Annotated in this window: 12 protein-coding genes; all 12 read left to right on the top strand. The window is 40.8% G+C overall.

Annotation, left to right across the window (positions count from 1 at the left end):
• Positions 1–147: 147 nt before the first annotated feature.
• The 12 genes from QUD85_RS09560 (at position 148) to QUD85_RS09505 (ending at position 18,663) form a co-directional block, all read left to right on the top strand.
• A complete protein-coding gene (locus QUD85_RS09560) occupies positions 148–3,267 on the top strand; it encodes a glycoside hydrolase family 2 TIM barrel-domain containing protein (RefSeq protein WP_177168923.1) in 3,120 nt (1,039 codons plus the stop codon).
• Positions 3,268–3,560: 293 nt separating this feature from the next.
• Positions 3,561–5,219 (top strand): hypothetical protein, encoded by a 1,659-nt coding sequence (locus QUD85_RS09555; protein ID WP_093331338.1) that lies wholly within the window; start codon positions 3,561–3,563, stop codon positions 5,217–5,219.
• A gap of 91 nt (positions 5,220–5,310) precedes the next feature.
• Positions 5,311–6,825 carry an SEL1-like repeat protein gene (locus QUD85_RS09550; RefSeq protein WP_093331335.1) on the top strand — a complete coding sequence of 505 codons (1,515 nt, stop codon included), beginning with the start codon at positions 5,311–5,313 and terminating at the stop codon, positions 6,823–6,825.
• Between the two features lie 160 nt (positions 6,826–6,985).
• Positions 6,986–8,419, top strand: coding sequence for a sulfatase-like hydrolase/transferase (locus QUD85_RS09545; protein ID WP_093331333.1), 1,434 nt, complete (start codon positions 6,986–6,988; stop codon positions 8,417–8,419).
• On the top strand, positions 8,412–9,959 hold the full coding sequence (locus tag QUD85_RS09540) for a sulfatase-like hydrolase/transferase (protein WP_093331330.1): 1,548 nt from the start codon (positions 8,412–8,414) through the stop codon (positions 9,957–9,959). The genes QUD85_RS09545 and QUD85_RS09540 overlap by 8 nt, the downstream gene beginning before the upstream one ends.
• 11 nt (positions 9,960–9,970) lie before the next feature.
• Positions 9,971–11,386, top strand: coding sequence for a sulfatase-like hydrolase/transferase (locus QUD85_RS09535; protein ID WP_286218619.1), 1,416 nt, complete (start codon positions 9,971–9,973; stop codon positions 11,384–11,386).
• Positions 11,387–11,393: 7 nt separating this feature from the next.
• Positions 11,394–13,829: a glycoside hydrolase family 95 protein gene (locus QUD85_RS09530; RefSeq protein ID WP_177168922.1), complete on the top strand. Its 2,436-nt coding sequence runs from the start codon at positions 11,394–11,396 to the stop codon at positions 13,827–13,829.
• Positions 13,830–13,844: 15 nt separating this feature from the next.
• Positions 13,845–15,344, top strand: a complete 1,500-nt coding sequence (locus QUD85_RS09525; protein WP_245732138.1) for a sulfatase — start codon at positions 13,845–13,847, stop codon at positions 15,342–15,344.
• A 135-nt stretch (positions 15,345–15,479) separates the two neighbouring features.
• Positions 15,480–16,901 carry a sulfatase gene (locus QUD85_RS09520; protein ID WP_093331325.1) on the top strand — a complete coding sequence of 474 codons (1,422 nt, stop codon included), beginning with the start codon at positions 15,480–15,482 and terminating at the stop codon, positions 16,899–16,901.
• A 159-nt stretch (positions 16,902–17,060) separates the two neighbouring features.
• Entirely contained in the window at positions 17,061–17,330 is a 270-nt protein-coding gene (locus tag QUD85_RS09515) for a hypothetical protein (protein ID WP_093331321.1), read from the top strand.
• Between the two features lie 116 nt (positions 17,331–17,446).
• Positions 17,447–17,899, top strand: a complete 453-nt coding sequence (locus QUD85_RS09510; RefSeq protein WP_093331319.1) for a hypothetical protein — start codon at positions 17,447–17,449, stop codon at positions 17,897–17,899.
• An 89-nt stretch (positions 17,900–17,988) separates the two neighbouring features.
• Entirely contained in the window at positions 17,989–18,663 is a 675-nt protein-coding gene (locus tag QUD85_RS09505) for a hypothetical protein (protein WP_093331316.1), read from the top strand.
• Positions 18,664–18,675 lie beyond the last annotated feature (12 nt).

Genomic DNA, 18,675 nt, shown 5'->3' with positions numbered 1-18,675 from the left:
TTTGCTATTTAAAATGGCTGCCAGTATCTCGCTTTTTTAAACGAGGACTAATTTTGTATGTATTGTCGTAAAATAAGATCGCTAGTTAAGTGCCTAGTACCCGTAGTCATCGTCTTTAGCGGAAATGTTCTTGCTACAAAGACATCCGTGAATGATTGGGAAAACCCGCAAGTTATCAGTATAAATAAAGAGCAACCGCGTGCTTTTTTCACCGCGTTTAAGTCAAAAAGCGCAGCGTTAGCTGGGAAGCAATCAAGTCTCGTGCAAAGTCTAAATGGACAATGGCGATTTAACTGGGTAGGGCACCCAGACAAGCGGCCTGCAAACTTCTTTGAAACAGATTATGACGTTTCTCAGTGGGACGAAATTGATGTACCGGGAAACTGGCAAACGCAAGGCTATGGACGACCAATATATACCAATCACCCGTATCCTTTTGCCAAAGACCAACCTCGTGTAATGACACAGCCACCTGCGCATTTTACCAACTATTACGACAGAAACCCTGTTGGCAGTTATAAGCGTAAGTTTACATTGGAAAAAGCCTTGTTGAATCAGCAAATCATCCTGCAGTTTCAAGGGGTAAAGTCAGCTTTTTATCTTTGGATAAATGGCGTCAAAGTAGGCTATAGCCAGGGCAGTATGACGCCAGCTGAATTTGATATTACTAAGTACTTAGTCGAAGGTGAAAATGACCTTGCCGTTGAAGTGTATCGTTGGTCTGATGGCAGCTATCTTGAAGGGCAAGATATGTGGCGTTTTAGTGGTATCTTTCGAGATGTAAATTTGATTGCCCAAGCACAGGCCCATATTCAGGACTTTCATGTTACCACGCCACTGATAAATGGCTATAAAGATGGTGTGCTAAATGTGGCAATTGCGTTAGGTCGCGCAAATGCAAGACTAAACTTAGACAAATATAACATTGTTACAGACTTATATTCCCCAGACGGTCAGTTAATCAATAGCACCGTCTCAGCGGCCAATAGTGACGGTAAGGCTAATGTGTCTATCGCAGTGCCTAACGTCTCGCTTTGGAGTGCCGATACACCCACACTATACTCGATGATGTTGACCTTGCTAGATGAGCAAGGTGCGCCAGTAGAATATGTACCTTGGTCGTTTGGCTTCAAAGAAGTCAAAATAGAGAACAATCAATTTTGGGTTAATGGTAAGTCAATTAAAATAAAGGGTGTTAATAGACATGAGCATCATCCAAGAACTGGACGTTATATTGATTTAGCTACGATGGAACTAGACATCAAGCTAATGAAACAAGCCAATTTTAATCTGGTGCGCACTAGTCATTATCCAAATGATCATCGTTGGTATCAGCTAACTAACAAACATGGCCTATATGTACTTGATGATGCTAATCAAGAGAGCCATGGTTACAAGACTCGAAATAAAATCCTGGGTGATAACCCGTTATGGACCAAAGCACACGTTGATCGCGCGGTATCTATGGTTCATACCAATAAAAACTATTCTTCAATTGTAATGTGGTCGCTGGGTAACGAGGGTGGCGCGGGCCAAAACTTTATGGCGATGCGAGAAGCGGTATTGGCGATAGATGATACCCGTCCGATTATGTCAGACACTGATAGAAACGCCTCTGATGTTATCGAACGAAGCTATAGAACAGTTGCAGGCGTAGATGAATATTTAGCTATCTCAGATAAAACCAATAAGCCCTTTGTTCAGCGAGAATACGCTCATGCAATGGGGAATTCTTTGGGAAATTTTCAAGAACATTGGGACAAGATTAATTCCCATGATAATTACATAGGTGGAGCAATATGGGATTGGGTCGATCAAGGGCTCGCACGCGTTAAAAACACAGCTATGGTTAGCTATAGCAGTAAGCCAGAGACTTTGTCGTTAGATCCAAGTCGAGAAGTATGGGCGTATGGTGGCGATTTTGGCGATTTGCCAACGGATGCTGAATTTTTGTTAAATGGCATTGTTGCGCCAGACAGAACACCTTACCCAAGTTACTATGAAGTTAAGAAGGTTCAACAAAATATTGCCTTTAAACAAGATCAAGACGCTCGCTCGTTTTTGATCACCAACCTACATGATTTTGCAGATTTATCAGCTTATCAATTCCATTGGACCGTATTAGAAAATGGTAAATCGATTCAAACCGGGCAATTTGAAGTCAGTGCATTAGCTGGACAAACGAAGCGCTGGCAATTACCTAAACATGCGAAAATTGACGGCTCTTCAGAAGCTATCGTTGAATTATCTGCACATTTAAAATCAGAAACTACCTGGGGCGAACAAGGCTTTGAAGTGGCACATCAACAATTTATCTTTAATCCATTTCCTGTTGAGCAGCTGTCAACACAAGCCGTAAATACGGTGAGCGTTTCTGAAAATGACTATACAGTAACCGTAACAGCAAATAAGCGCACTTATAGTTTTGACAAAGTAACGGGGGAATTAACACAAATAAACTTCCAGAATAAGCCGCTGTTACACGGGGCAATGGCACCATATTATTGGAAACCAGTTAATAATAACCAAGCGAGAAACAACTTTATTAAAAGAATGTCCGTATGGTTAAATGCCGCGGCATATCGAAAAACAAAACCTATTGTTGTTAAACAGCAGCAAAACGATGCAGTGGAACTTACGGCGATATCCACACTCATCCCAAATGGAGCCGAGCAAACTGTTCGCTATACCATTAATGGTGAGGGTAAACTAAAAGTTGAAAGTCACTACAAGCCTAACCCAGATCGTATCGACCACAAATTTATGCCTAAGTTTGGTATGAAATTGCTGCTACCTGCCGACATGAACAACATTGCCTGGTATGGGAGAGGCCCTTTTGAGAACTATCCAGACAGAAAATCTGGCGCGAAAATAGGTGAATACCAAGCAACGCTTGATGAATTTCAAGTGCCATATATTTCAGCAACAGACAGTACAAATCGATCAGATGTCAGACATGCAAGCTTCTCAAATGGCAAGGTGACTATCGCAATTAGTGGCTTGAAGCCTTTTAATTTTAGGGCGTGGCCATATTCGGAAGAAGATTTGTATTCGACAAGTAACAGTACAACAAAAAATGACGAAATCGATCGAATTAGGCGCAAACATTACTATGATTTGCCACTGAGGCACTACATTAACCTTAATCTAGATGCCGAAATACATGGTGTCGGTGGCGACAACAGTTGGGGTGGTAAAACAATGAAAAAATACCATGTTCGAGCTGATAAACCGAAGACATTTTCATTTGTTATTGAAATTAATTAATTCGACATATACTGCGAGTGTAACGTCGAACGTCACTCGCATTATTGCAAGAAGAGATAACGTTGCCATTATTTGTTAAGTATTGTTATTTCTATGCGAACAATTTTTATTTAACTCATCGTATGTGTACGTCAATACTATAAAGGTCTGTGGCTTGATTTGCTGTTTTTTACGATAGAATAGGCTACAAAAATATTACAATTCACTATTTACAAACTGTCAATATTGTGTAAATTAGGTAAAACGTTATCCCTTTATAATAACAACACTGACAATCAGTAATGAGAAACAATATGAGCATATTATTAAAAAACAAAGTTGCTTCGGTTATTACCGCTACGTTTATGCTAGCGAGCGCATCATCATTTGCGAATGATGATTTATTTGAGTATTTTCCAGATGGCGATTTGGAAGGCTTAACTGGTTTCCAGACAGAAGGTTGGGGTAAAGGGCAGTTAGCCTATGATGCTGAAGGTTCGATATTTTTACAACGCACTGAAACAAATGAAAATGGCGAAGAAGTTGCCGTACCAGCATATAGCCATGTAGGTAAAGGTTGGACACGTTTTGTTAATGCTACGCGAACGCAAAAAGCTGGTCCAACTTCAATTAAGCTAGCAGAAGGTCCACCGGAAGGTAACGATACAGCTGTTGCTTTCTTCAACCATGCTAGACAAGAACATGGTGCCGGTTTAGCGAGGGAAGTGGAAGGTTTACAAATTGGCGAAACCTATAACTTATCGGCAGATGGTTACACTAAAGGTACGTTTGTTTGGGCTTATGCTTATTCGAAAGTCGGTGCTCCACTTGACGAAAATGGCAATGTAGAAGTCACTTATGTGACGCTTGAAAACACTGTTATGTCAGACAATACATGGGTGAACGTAACAGACAGTTTTACTGTGCCGGATGATATCGACCTGGCACATCCAGTAAAAGTATATTTACGTACAGTAGATCAAGAACCTGCAGCAATCAAAAACACAGAATATGCCAGAATGTGGGTTGATAATATGTCACTACAAGGGCCTCCGATTCCCGATATGGACGAAGATGGCGTAAGTGATTTGTATGATGTCTTCCCAACAGATCCAGCAGCATCAGTTGATACCGACAAAGATGGTATGCCTGATGACTATAACAAAGCTTGTGATCAGGCATGTATGGATGCAACAGATTTAGTTATTGATGATGATGACGATAACGATACCGTTCTTGATGTAAATGACGGCTATCCGCAAGACGCAACTCAAAGTGTAAAAATTGACTTAGGTGGTGTTTTTGCAGAATTAATTTCGGGCGATAGCTTTACTATCGATACGAGTAAGTCAGTACCAAATCATGAGAATGCGACCTTTACATGGGCACAAGTTTCTGGCTCACCTATCGAGGTTGCCATTGAAAACGGTAACTTAGTATTTACTGCACCAGAAGGTGTTCAAAGTGTAGAGCAAGCGGTATTTGAACTTACTGTTGCAGGTAAGTTATCTACCGTGTCAGCACAATTCACCGTTGATATTCTTAAAAAACCATCTGAAATTATGGCAAAAGCTGCACTTCTGGGCGTTGCTGAAGGTTCTACAGTGTTACAAAGTGGCGACTTCGTCATCTTAGATGCAACGGAAACGACAGACAGTGAAGGTTTTGAATTGAACTTTAATTGGGCTTCATCAGGTGCACCACTAACGTTAACTGCTGCAGATACGTCTAAAGCATCGTTTATGGTACCTGAGTTAAATGCTGATACTGACGTTACCTTTACCGTGACCATTACCAACAATGAAATGCGTCATGACGGCAAGTCTTATGGCACTGAGGAAACGGTAACACTTACAGCAACTATTTTGAAAACAGAACAAGAGAAGCCAGACTCAGGAAGCATGGGACTTTATGCATTTATCCTGTTAGGTCTATCAATGTTTGTTAGACGCGCTCGTAAAATAACAAAATAAGAGCGTTCAATGCTGTGTTAAAAGCTATTCATTTGGAATAGCTTTTTTTTTATCTGTTTTTAGCTTTTCTATTGTTGTATAGGTCAATGTTATGTCTCACAAAAATAAGCCCAATTGTCGTTCTTTTAGTTCTCGTCTGGTCATCTTTGTCTTTTTGTCGTTAATGTCAGTGAGCTTTATGCCCCAGGCTAGCGAATTAACTGTCGCCGATGATTTATATGCAAATCAAAAATTTGAGCAAGCGTTTAGCGCCTATTTGGCGCTAGTTGACAGTGAAAACCCTAAAGTGTTCTATCGCTTAGGGGTCATGCAATATAAAGGGTTAGGTGTACAAGCTGATAGTATGAAAGCACTTATCTGGTTTTCGTTAGCGGCAGACTTTAACTACGATAATGCCAATGACATTGTTAAAAGCTTGATTGCGAACGTTCAGCCTGAAGAAAAAGCCAAGATAACTGCCTTAATCGAACGTTCTAAGTCGTCTTATAAACAGCAGGGCATCAACCAAAACTTTAAACCTATAGTGAACGAAAAGAATTTAACACTACAGGTACAATTTGATGATTATGACAGTGTAGAAGAGGTAGAACTTCAAACAAACGATGAGTTTTTAGGGGAAAACATCTATGGTGGTAGTTTAGACTCCCCAGATTTTAATGAAGGCTTTGACGATTTCACTGGTTATGCCACTCAAGATGGCTTTGATGTTATCGACCCTTTCTTTTTAATTGTTGATTATGATATTGAAGCTGACGGTTCGATCAGAAACATCACAACGGTGAAATCCAGTGGTAAAGTTGATTCTGCTTTATTTAACCTGTCAATGAATAGCTTTCCAGTGCCGATGTTTAAAGAAGTGCCTGTCGCCTTTACAAGTCGAACTTACCTTGGACTTGCGAGCTTTAATAAGTATCGCATGAGAAATGACTATTACCGTTTTTACAAAAATATTGTTCGCCAAGCAAATACACTAAAAGACAGCGAGGATATAAAGGATCAATATACTTACGCCATGACCTTAATGAACTTTAAGTGGTTAGCACGTGAGGATGGGGAAGTAGAGTCGCTGTTTGAGCAAGCGGCGAACAATGATTTCAAGCTTGCAAAGTACGAATACAGTTTGTTGCTATATCGTCAGCAAAAAAAAACATCGCAAGCGATACACTGGATGTATGAAGCCGCCAATGACGACTTACCGCAAGCACAGTATCGCTTGGCTAGAATGTTATTAGACAGCCCTTGGGTGGTGCATGATGAAGCCAAAGCATTATTTTGGTTTGAACGCGCCGCTTCACACGGACATATTGCTGCTAAGTTAAAACTTGCTGAACTAAAAATGCTAGCGCAATCGCAAACATTGCACGACTTACCCGGTGCCAATCAGTACTTAAGCGACATAGCCGATAACCAATCGGATAACCCTGAATATAAATACCTAAAAGCGATTGCATTATCTAAAGAGGAAAATAGAGACTTTCCTGCTGCGGTTAAAATGCTGAGATCGGCAATTATTCAGGGCAATGGCCTGAATTGGGATGTAACACCTTGGCAAAAACTCTTAGCTAAATGGACGTCTGGTGGTAGCGTGACCATCACTGATAAGTAAGTAATAATTAGTTGTTTATCGTTCCCATTGATTTCTTTTTGTTTTGTTATGCAAAGTATTGTATATGAGGGTTTAAAACAGGGAGAACGTTTTCATAAAGTAGTTGTTTTGTGGGTTAAATACGCTTATGATAAACGCAAAAGAACAATAAGAGAAAAGTATGCTAAAAGGTATTTTTAAGGTGTCAATGTCAGTAATTGCGCTCTTGCTATGTGCGTGCTCTTTTGCGCAATCTGACGATAAAAAGCCCAATTTAATCATCATTTTGACCGACGATCAGGGTTACCAAGACGTCGGTTTTAATGGTAGTCAGGATATTAATACACCCCATATCGACCGCATTGCCCGAGAAGGTGCTCGCATAACAAATGGCTACGTTACTTATCCGGTATGCGGTCCTAGTCGCGCTGGCCTGTTAACAGGGCGATACCAAGATCGATTTGGTTTTACATCAAATCCAACGATTGATCCAAGTGTTGAACAAAATGGTATCCCAACGTCTGAAAAAAATATTGCTGAAGTATTAAAACCAGCAGGCTATACCAGTGGCATTATTGGGAAATGGCATATGGGTTCACACCCTGATTTAAGACCAAATAAACGAGGTTTTGACTTCTTTTACGGTTTCTTGTCAGGTGGTCACCAGTATTTTCCAAAAGACATTACCATTAATGATTTGAGTGACGTTCAGTACAAATATGATTGGTATCGCACGCGACTTTTGAGAAACGAAACGCGCGAAGACTTTGATGAATATTTAACTGACGAACTTTCACACGAAGCTGTTGATTTTATTAAACGTGAAAAAGACAACCCATTCTTTCTATATTTAGCATACAACGCACCGCATACACCTCTGCAAGCAAGTAAAGAATATTTAGATAGAAATCTTCATATCAAAGATCCAAAACGCCGTACTTATGCTGCCATGATAACCGCTGTTGACGACGGTGTCGGGCGCATTTTAGATACGTTGAAAGCATTGGATATCGACCAAAATACGATGGTCTATTTTTTATCAGACAACGGTGGGGCGAAAAACAATGCGTCGGACAACGGCGAACTGCGAGGCTTTAAAAATGATCTATTTGAAGGCGGCGTTAGGGTGCCCTTTGCAGTCAGATGGCCAGGCACTATTCCTGCGGGCATAGATTATGAGCAGCCAGTGAGTGCCCTCGATATCCTAGCAACAATAGTGTCACAAGCTAATGTCGACGTTACAGGCAACAAGCCGCTCGATGGGGTTGATCTGATTCCATACCTTACTAAGCAAAAATCTGGTAGTCCGCATGACGTACTCTTTTGGCGTCACCTAAAGGCTAATGCACATGCTGTGCGCCGTGGTAATGAAAAGTTAGTGGACGTAAAGCAACAATCGATGTTGTTTGATTTAAACCAAGATATAGGCGAATCATCAAACCATATAAAGCAACAAGCAGAACAAGCTCAGGACTTAGAACAATCGTACCAAACTTGGGAAGCTCAAATGAAAGGTCCGGCTTTCCCGTATCTCGGTAGTTGGAAGAAACACAAACCCAAAACTAAGAATAAAAACAAGAACATGCGCAATGCTAAAGGTGAACAGAATGATTAAGGCAGGAAAAATACTTTCTATCGTTATCGCAACGTCGTTATTTGGTTGCAGTCAGCAGTCAGTAGAAACTGAGGTTGAAAAGGTCACAGTTGATCGCAGCACATCACCCAATGTGGTTATTTTTTACATTGACGATCTAGGCTGGGGTGATTTAGGTAGCTACGGAGCAACCGGTGTAGAAACACCGGAAATCGATCGAATCGCAAACAATGGTATTCGATTTACCGATGGTCATTCATCTGCAGCAACATGCACGCCGAGTCGTTACTCTTTATTGACTGGTGAACACGGGTTTAGAAGTAAAGCTAAAATCTTAAAAGGTGACGCGCCAGCACTTATTCAACCGGGCAAAGGCACGCTGGCATCTATGCTGAAAAAAGCAGGTTATACAACAGGTGTTGTTGGTAAATGGCATTTAGGTCTAGGTGACGGCAATGTTGATTGGAACGAGGCGATCAAACCAGGTCCGTTAGAGATTGGTTTTGATTATAGCTTTTTGCTTCCTGCAACGGGCGATCGCGTGCCAACGGTTTATGTTGAGAACCATCATGTTGTTGATTTAGATAAATCTGATCCAATTACCGTTAACTACAAGAAAAAAGTAGGAAATCGCGCCACAGGATACGAAAATCCTGAGCAACTTAGGTATTGGGCTGATAAACAGCACAACGACACCATTGTTAACGGTGTCAGTCGCATAGGCCACATGGCCGGTGGTGAATCGGCACTATGGACGGACGAAGATTTTGCTGAAGTATTTACTAACAAAGCGATCGACTTTATTCGTGACAACAAAGATAAGCCATTTTTCTTGTTTAAATCTTACCATGACATTCATGTGCCACGTCTTCCTCACCCACGTTTCAAAGGCAAAAGTACAATGGGTGAACGTGGTGACGCTATCGTACAAATGGATTGGATGACAGGCCAAGTTATTCGTGAACTAGAAGCCCTTGGTATTGCGGAAAATACCTTGATTATCTTTACCAGTGACAATGGCCCAGTACTATTTGATGGTTATCGTGATAACGCCATTGAAATGTTAGGTGAACATAAGCCAGCGGGTCCATTTAGCGGCGGAAAATATAGCCGATTAGAAGCCGGTACGCGTGTGCCTACTATCGCTTACTGGCCAGGTACTATAAATCCAAAAGTAAGTGATGCATTAGTATCTCAAATGGATATATACGCTTCTTTAGCTAAATTAGTTGGCGTTGATGTGGCTGCAGATGAGGCAGTGGATAGCCTAGAACAACTTGATGTGTGGTTAGGGAAAACGGAGCAAGGTCGTGTCGACTTACTTGAAGAGTCGCTGGGTAATGTTGCGCTTCGTCATAATCAATATAAGTTCATCCCAGCGAGTAAGCTTAAGCCCAAGTTTATCAAGTCTAAGAAGATCAAAGGCGGCTATGAAAACTATGATCAACTGTTTGATTTAAGCAAAGATCCTGGCGAAATGAACAATATTGCAGAGCAAAATCCAGCGCTAGTAGAGCAATTTAAAGCACGCGTTGAAGACATTGTTAGCAATAAGTACTAGGTGCTTGGGTGATGATGTTTAAACTCAATATTCACAAGGGGGCTATGCTTAGCCTCTTTGTCCTGATTCTTTCGATTTTCTCAGGCGCAAGCTCGGCGCAAGATAAACCTAATTTCGTTGTGATTATTGCGGATGATTTAGGTTATGGCGATCTTGGTTATACCGGGAGTTTACAAATAAAGACGCCCCACATCGATCAACTTGCCCATGGCGGTGTTATTGTTGAACAAGGGTATGTATCAGCACCCGTTTGTGGTCCATCAAGAGCTGGTTTGATGACGGGACGAAATCAAGTTAACTTTGGTTTTGACAATAACAACGTTAAACCAGGCCCACAGTACAATAAAGATTACTTTGGCTTACCTGTTACAGAAAAAACGATAGCCAATTGGCTGGCACCACTTGGTTATGTAAGTGGCTTAATGGGCAAGTGGCATTTAGGCGATGAGCCTCATTTTAAAGCACAGAACAGAGGCTTTGACGAAGTTTGGACCTATCCTGTGGGCGGACATGATTATTTTAGATCAGAGCCCGATGGTGAAGGCTATTTATCGCCGCTCGAAAGCAATTTCAAAACACCCCAGCCGATCACTTATCTAACCGATGATACCGGTAACGAAAGTGTCGATTTCATTCGTCGTCACAAAGATAAGCCATTCTTCCTTTACGCTTCTTTCAATGCCCCTCACGCTCCTTTACAGGCAAAAAAAGAAGACATAGCGCGATATAAACATATTAAAAATGAAAAGCGCCAAATCTATGCTGCAATGATTCATAATCTTGATGTTAATGTAGGTAAAATCATTGCCACGTTAAAAGAGCAGGGTGTTTATGACAATACAGTCGTCATCTTTTTAAGTGACAATGGCGGCTCGGTAGCGCGTAAAAACCCAAGGCTCACTAATGCGCCTTATAGAGGTGGTAAAGGTATTTTACTTGAAGGTGGTATACGAGTGCCATTTATCGTGTCTTGGCCTGGTAAGTTAGAAGCTGGTACGCGATATCATTATCCTATTACCGCATTGGATATTTTACCGAGTTTCGTTGCAGCGGCAGGTGGCCGTATTGAAAAACAAGATAACATTGACGGCGTTAACGTGTTTCCTTATCTAACCATGGAAAAAAGCGGTAATCCTAATGCCAAGCTAATGTGGCGCTTTACGGTCAGTGCTAGTATTCGAGAAGGCGATTGGAAACTCATACGTTTACCCGATAGGTTACCTCAGCTGTACAATGTGAAACTTGATGTGGCCGAGCAACACGATGTTGCAAGTAAACACCCAGAGCGAGTGAATAGACTGTTAAAAGTACTTGGCCAATGGGACGTATCTACGCCACAACATTTGTATATGGAAGGTGCTAAGTATAAGAAGATTCAGCTTGATAGTTATGATGTTGAATACAACTTAATACAGCCTCAGGAATAGCATCAGTTTGTTTCGTTTCCTAACCACTATATTTGCTTGCACTACTTCTATCGCTAGCTTTGCAATAGACGTAGCTGCAAGTGAATATAGCGATATCAACCCTCACACAGATATTTGGTACAAACAAAGTGCACAGCACTGGGATCACGCTTTACCACTAGGCAATGGCCGGCTTGGTGCTATGGTGTTTGGTGGGATTCACAAAGAACGTATACAACTCAATGAAGATACGATTTGGGCTGGGCAGCCAACAGACACATACAATAAGGGCTCGAAACAACAGTTAGATGCATACCGCAAAGCCCTGTTTGCTGGCGATATAAAATCCGTCGATGATAATATCATGGCGGATTTTTCTATTAATTTAGAACCTAAGCGTTCTCATCAAACTTTAGGTGATTTGACCATTGCCTATCATTACGCTGAAGGTCCGCTAACCGTCCGTAATTATCAAAGAAAACTGTCACTTGATAACGCGCTTTCAACCGTGAACTACACGGTAAATCAAATTGACTATAAAAGAGAGACTTTAGTTAGCCAACCCGAGCAAGTGCTTGCGACAAGGCTCACCAGTTCTGCAAAAAACGCCATAAACATTGCTATTACCTTATCCAGACCTTTTGATAACGGCCATCAAACGGCTGAAGTTAGTGTAAAAGCGAATCAAATCGTGATGAAAGGTCAGGTAACGCAACATGGCGGTATAGACCCGAACAATGGTGCTGGTGTGATGTTTTATGGCTTGCTTGGCGTAAAACTAGATAGCGGCGCAGTAAACATTCGACAAGGCCAATTGGTCATTGAAGGCGCAAATACAGTAGAAATATACTTTTCTGCCAATAGCAACTTTTACAACGAGCGCTATATAGAAAAAACACAAAATGAATTGGCACGCGCCTTGTCATCCAACTGGCAACAAATTAAAGCGCGCCATATAGACGATTTTCAAAGGTTCGCAAAACGCTCTTCGTTGAAACTGTCAATGTCGGAACATTCTTTCTTACCCACAGACCAGCGCCTTGCACAAATAAAGGCAGGCGAACAAGATCCGTCGTTTTCCGCATTGTATTATCATTTTGGACGTTACTTGTTAATCAGTAGTTCGCGCCAAAATACACAACCGGCAAACCTACAAGGGCTTTGGAACAATCATATTAGAGCGCCATGGAATGGTGACTATCACCTTAATATTAATCTGCAAATGAATTATTGGCCTGCCGACCTTACTAACCTTTCTGAACTGCAATATCCACTGTTTGATTTTATAGAACGACTCGCTGAGCGGGGCAGAAAAAGAGCTAAAGACAGTTTTGGTGCGCGCGGTTGGGTTAGCCCTCATGCAAGCGATATATGGGCACCTGCATGGACAAGAGCGAGAAAAGCAAAATGGGGATTAAGCCATATTAGCAATGCATGGTTAATGAGTCATATGGTGGAAAGCTATCGGTATTCAAAAGATAAACAATTCTTAATGGATACGGTATACCCATTGCTTAAAGAAGTGTGTCTTTTTTACTTTGATTGGTTAGTTAAACATCCAGATACTGGTCAGCTCGTGTCCGGGCCTTCGGCGTCTCCAGAAAATGAATACTTAGTATTGGAAAATGGACAATGGGTCGCAAGAGCATCAACCATGGGGCCTGCGATAGATCAACAAATAATATCAGAGCTATTTAGCAATATGTTGTATGTTGCTAATGAGCTAGCAATTGAAGACACATTCATTGCGCAGGTAAACGAAACACAAAGTCAGCTTTCACCAGGTTTAAAGATAGATGAAAGTAACAGAATTATGGAGTGGTTTTACCCTTATCAAGAAGCAGAACCAGGCCATAGACATATTTCGCACTTATATGCGCTTTATCCGGGCAACACCATTCATCCGATAAATACGCCTAAGCTTGCTGCAGCTGCACGAAATACCATTGAACATCGCTTAAAACACGGCGGCGCAGCGACTGGTTGGAGTAGAGCTTGGATGATTAATTTTATGGCAAGGCTTCACGATGGTGAGGCAGCAAAACATCATTTAGACGTGCTGTATCAAAAATCAACGTCAATCAATTTATTTGATTTCCATCCACCTTTTCAAATTGATGGAAATTTTGGCGCAACGGCAGCGATTGTTGAAATGATTGTTCAATCGCATGGCGGGTTTATTGACCTGTTGCCTGCGCTACCAAGTGAATGGCAAACAGGGACATTGCTCGGAGTTAAAGCTAGAGGTGGTATTGTTATCGATATTCAATGGAATCATGGACAACTAACCCAAGCAGCGTTGTCTAGTCCATTTCAACAAACCACCGTTGTCCGTCATTTGGGGCAAGGCATTAGCATAACTACGAGCGCTGGAGAAAGCGTCAAGGTAGAACAGTTAGCACAGGGCAAATACGCGTTCGACTTAAAAGCGAATCAGTTGTATTTGCTCAGTACATATAATTAAAACAAAGGTGTAGTAGTGAATAAAATTTTTATCTTTTTTACTGTGTGTCTTTTATTATTGGGCTCAGCCGGTGCTGATGCGCAAGAAAAGCAAAGCAAAGAGCAACCAAACTTCGTGTTTATTGCGATTGATGATTTGAATGACTGGTTGGGCTATATGGGCGGGCATCCGCAAGCCATGACGCCGAATATTGACGCACTGGCACAACAAGGTAGCGCCTTTACTAATGCTCATAGCGTATCGCCGGGCTGCTCTCCTAGTCGCAACGCGTTGCTTTACGGTGTAGAGCCATTTAACTCGGGACTCTACCCATTCTATGAGCATGATATTCATAAGCAGTTGAAAGAAAAGTATGTCAGCCTGCCACAGTTTCTAAAGGAAAATGGCTACAACACGTTTGGCGCAGGTAAAATTCACCATGGCCCAGAAAAGGGGGAAGTAGAATGGACAGACTACCTTGAGGTCGAAAAGTTTGCTAAGACCTTTGCCGAAGGAAAAGGGTTTCATGACAACAGCAAATCTTCTTTTAGACCAGTTACTAATCCATTTGAGCAACTGCCAGACTATCAAGTGACCTCTTACGGGGTTGATATCGTTTCTAAGAAACACGACAAGCCGTTTTTCGCAGCCATTGGTATTGTAAAGCCACATCTACCGTTCGATTGTCCAGTACAGTTTTATGACGCGCTCCCCGACGCTATTGAAGCGCCTGCAATGTTAGCCAATGATCTAGATGATATTGGACCAGAAGGGAACTCAATGCGCCGCGTCGGCGATGACAATAAGTTTAGAAAGAACAAGCAATGGGAAAGTGTTCGTCGCGCCTATTTGTCCTGTATTTCTTGGGTCGACCACAATGTCGGGCGTTTAATGAAGGCAATAGCAGAAGGGCCAAACGCCGACAATACAGTTGTTGTACTTTGGTCTGATCATGGTTTTCATTTAGGTGAAAAACGCACGTTTAGAAAGTTCACCTTATGGGAAGAAGCTTCTCGTGTTCCGTTTATCATTTATGATTCACGCAAAGCCAATCAAGCTCAGCAAAACGTTAATCAAGCGGTAACCTTGATCAATGTATATCGCACTCTAGCTGACTATGCTGGCTTGCAAGCACCAGAATATGTAGACGGTTTTAGCTTATTGCCGCAACTAAATGACCCTGAAGCGCCTATGGCAAAGCCAGCTATTTCTACGTGGGGCAGAGGCAATTATTCGGTGCGGACAAAAGGCTGGCGTTTGATTCGTTATTTTGATGGTTTTATTGAGCTTTATCACAACCAACAAGATCCCAACGAATGGCACAACGTAGCGGGCGATCCTAAGTATCAAAGTAAAAAGCAAGAGTTACTGGCCTTGTTGCCAGCCCACGAAGCACCCATTGTTGAAGAGTATATTGCCGACTGGAGCCTCTACGGCGCGGATAAAGCGCGTTTAAAGAAAAGTGGTAAAAAAGACGGCAATAAAAAAGACAAAAAGAAAGAAAAAAAGAAGAAAAACAAAAATAAACAGAACTAAAAAGCCTTGTTGGGCATTACTCGATATAGTTATAGAACTCTATGATGCTATAGCTATATCCTCGCTGTGATTGCCCAACATTTAAGGCCAGTATAATTCGTTTATCGATAAGGCTTTAAAGGAATATCATTGAAGATGAATCGCTTAATTTTCTTTATGTTAGCCATTACGCTTTTTTATCCAAGCGTATTACTTGGTAAAGAAAATCAGCAAGCCAACGTATTACTTATCGTTGCTGATGATCTAAGGATGAATATCGGTGCTTATGGAGATGCAGTAGCAAAAACGCCCAATATAGACGCACTAGCAAATGAAAGTGTGAGGTTTGATCGTGCCTACGTGCAATTTGCAAGTTGCAATGCATCACGGGCCTCGATGCTAACTGGAAAATACCCAGATAACATCAAAGTTTGGCGCCTAAACTCCCATTTTAGAAACACCGCCCCTAATGTCGTAACTATGCCTCAGCATTTTAAGAATAATGGCTATCATACTGAGTCTATTGGTAAGGTTTTTCACAACTATGCCAATATTACTGATAGCATATCGTGGTCAGTCCCAGCGCGTTTAAATCAAGCCTCTCATTTTAACGATTATGTTAATCCTGAAAGCCTAGAGGATGGCAAGAAAAAAGGGGTTGCAACTGAAGTAGGACAATCGTCAAAACGCACATATGTTGACGACCAGATAACAGTAGATGCAGTACAAACGCTAAAGCGATTAAAAGGCAATGATAAACCCTTCTTTCTAGCGCTTGGTTTTATGAAGCCCCATTCTCCGTTCAATGCGCCAAAACAGTTCTGGGATCTATATGACAGAAATGAAATAGAAGCTTTAGGGGCATTGTCAAAACCTACCAATGTCCCGGACATTAACTGGTTTGATTATAAAGAGCTACGTACACTTACTGACCTCCCTAAACGTAAACCTTTTAGTCATGCGCAACAACAGCGTCTGAGGCATGGTTATTATGCAGCGACTAGCTATATGGATGAAAATTTAGGTCTCGTCATACAAGCACTTAAAGATAATCACTTATATGAAAATACCATCATTGTATTTGCTTCCGATCATGGATATCACTTGGGGGAAAACAACCATTGGACTAAAGCGACAATTCGCGAATTAGATACTCAGGTCCCATTGTTAATTAAAGTACCAGGCAGAGAAAGAGCTATAAGTAAGACACTTGTAGAATATGTCGATTTATATCCAACGCTAGCGCAACTGTCAGGCATTGCATTACCTGCAGACGTCGATGGCGCAAGTTTTTATCACCTGTTAGAACAGCCAAACTCGACTCATAAAGCAATGGCATTATCTCAAACTGCCAGACCTTGGCCTAGTAATAAGCCCGTAAAGCAGATGGGGTATTCCATTCGAACCGAACAATATCGGTATACCCGCTGGGTCAATGTAAATAGTAAAGAAATTTTAGCGGAAGAGGTCTATCGTATTGAGCAAGATAAGCTTCAACGCGACAATTTAATCAATCATATAACGAGTAAAGAGCTAGCGCATTTGCGTTCGTTGTTAACCGATAAACTAATGTTTTAGCTATAAAGCAGTATTGATGCACAAATATTGTTACACATAGAGTTTGGTGTTAACTTAATGTTTTAATTATTAATTTTATGCCGTGTTATCGTCGAGTAGGTTCTGGACTAGAGCGTCATTCTCATTAACTAAATGTTAAATCATTAGATGGAATTTGTAATGAATTTAAAAGGGCGGTTGTTTCTTGCGGTGATGGTAGGCCTAGCTACAATTTCTGCTTTGCTAGTTGGAGGGCAAATAGAGATAGCTAGTGATGCGATAAATTTAGTGAAGTTGTGCGAACAAGAACCGTTAGCCGATTGTTTAAGTTCACACGACTATTTCAATTTAGTTAACGGTTGGGATGGTAATGTGAAATTGTATTGGGTGTTGAGCGTACTTTGTGTACTGGCAGTAGGTTTTTTCTCTCCTAAACCAACTAAAAAATGACGCATACATTCTATCCAGCGCAATAGGGTACAAACGCAAAATACTTGTTTGGCGTTTGTACATACTTAATTGTAGTCAAGTGTTATACGACGCGTGATTAGGAGTCGGTGGGCGTTATGAAAAATCTCAGTTTTCTATTATTTTTGATAATTTTTAGTTCTACTTCTGTTGCCTGTAGATATAAAGAAAAATCAATAGAATCGCATTATTCAAGCTCGGAATTTGTTTATGAAGGAGTTATTACCGGAGTTTTTTACCCAGATTTTGAGAAGGCAATACGTTCATTAGAAAGGCCTATTAAAGAAGGTTCAGACCTTCCTTTAATAGTTGGCGAAAGAATGATATTTGATATTACCCCTCTCAATATTTTAAAAGGAAAAGACGTTCCTAGAAAAGTTATATTTAGTGGATGTGGTTCAGGTAGTGCAACGATAAAGTCTAGGGTTCTAATTTTCGTCTCAGAGTATAAAAGCCAATGGTATGGCTACTTTTTGCAGGATGGAGAGCATTCGTTTAAAGAGGCTCTAGCCAAAGTTGCCAATCTTGCACAAAAACAGGCTAATAATTGAGAAAAATGTTTGCTGATTTCGTTCATCAACATTTCAGCCTGGTATTGTTCATCCTTATTAAGGGGGGGTTACGTTGTTAGACTATAAGTATGTTTAAATTATTTATTATACGTTTTAGTGCTTTCTTTTTGATATTCGTAAGTTGGCATTTCATTAACGAAAAATTTTTAAATCTGGGCTTTGATCCAATAGAAGTCAATATGCAGGTACTTTCCTATCCTTGGAGTTACTTTTTGTTGGATTATAAGGTGAATTTCTTAACATTAAGTTTGTTGTTAAGTCTAGGGTTTGCGTTAAATCTTACTGCCTTGGTAGCACTTTTAAAGGTTTTTAGAAAAGTTGAACCTAACAAGCAGACAAAGCCCAGTAAGTTACTTTTTGCAAAAGTAGTTTTAACTAAACACCATTTTTTAGGTATAGCTATTTTATCTGGAATTGTCGCTATTGGTAGCTTCGTATCTCATTTTTACTACATCAACAAAGCTTCATACATCAAGGAACAGCAAGGACTGCAGTTGGTTAGTGATGCACGTAGTTTAAATCTTCTAAAAATATTAAAAAGTGGTTTAGATAATGGTGAAATCAAAGCAGTAAATGCCGCATTAACAGAGATCATCAATGATGAAAAATCTCGTATTTCTGCAGAAATTAGCAATGTTGAGCTAAATCAATTTCAACTTGATTTAATAAAGAATGCCATTAGTGATAATGAGTTTGAGTGTCAACGTGGCGCTGAAGCAGACCAACTTAGTAGCGCACAGTAGAAAAAGCTATTG

This window comes from Thalassotalea agarivorans, from assembly GCF_030295955.1.
GTDB lineage: Bacteria > Pseudomonadota > Gammaproteobacteria > Enterobacterales > Alteromonadaceae > Thalassotalea_D > Thalassotalea_D agarivorans.
The sequence above is the reverse complement of the archived record's forward strand: the minus strand, read 5'-3'. Positions and strand labels throughout refer to the sequence as shown.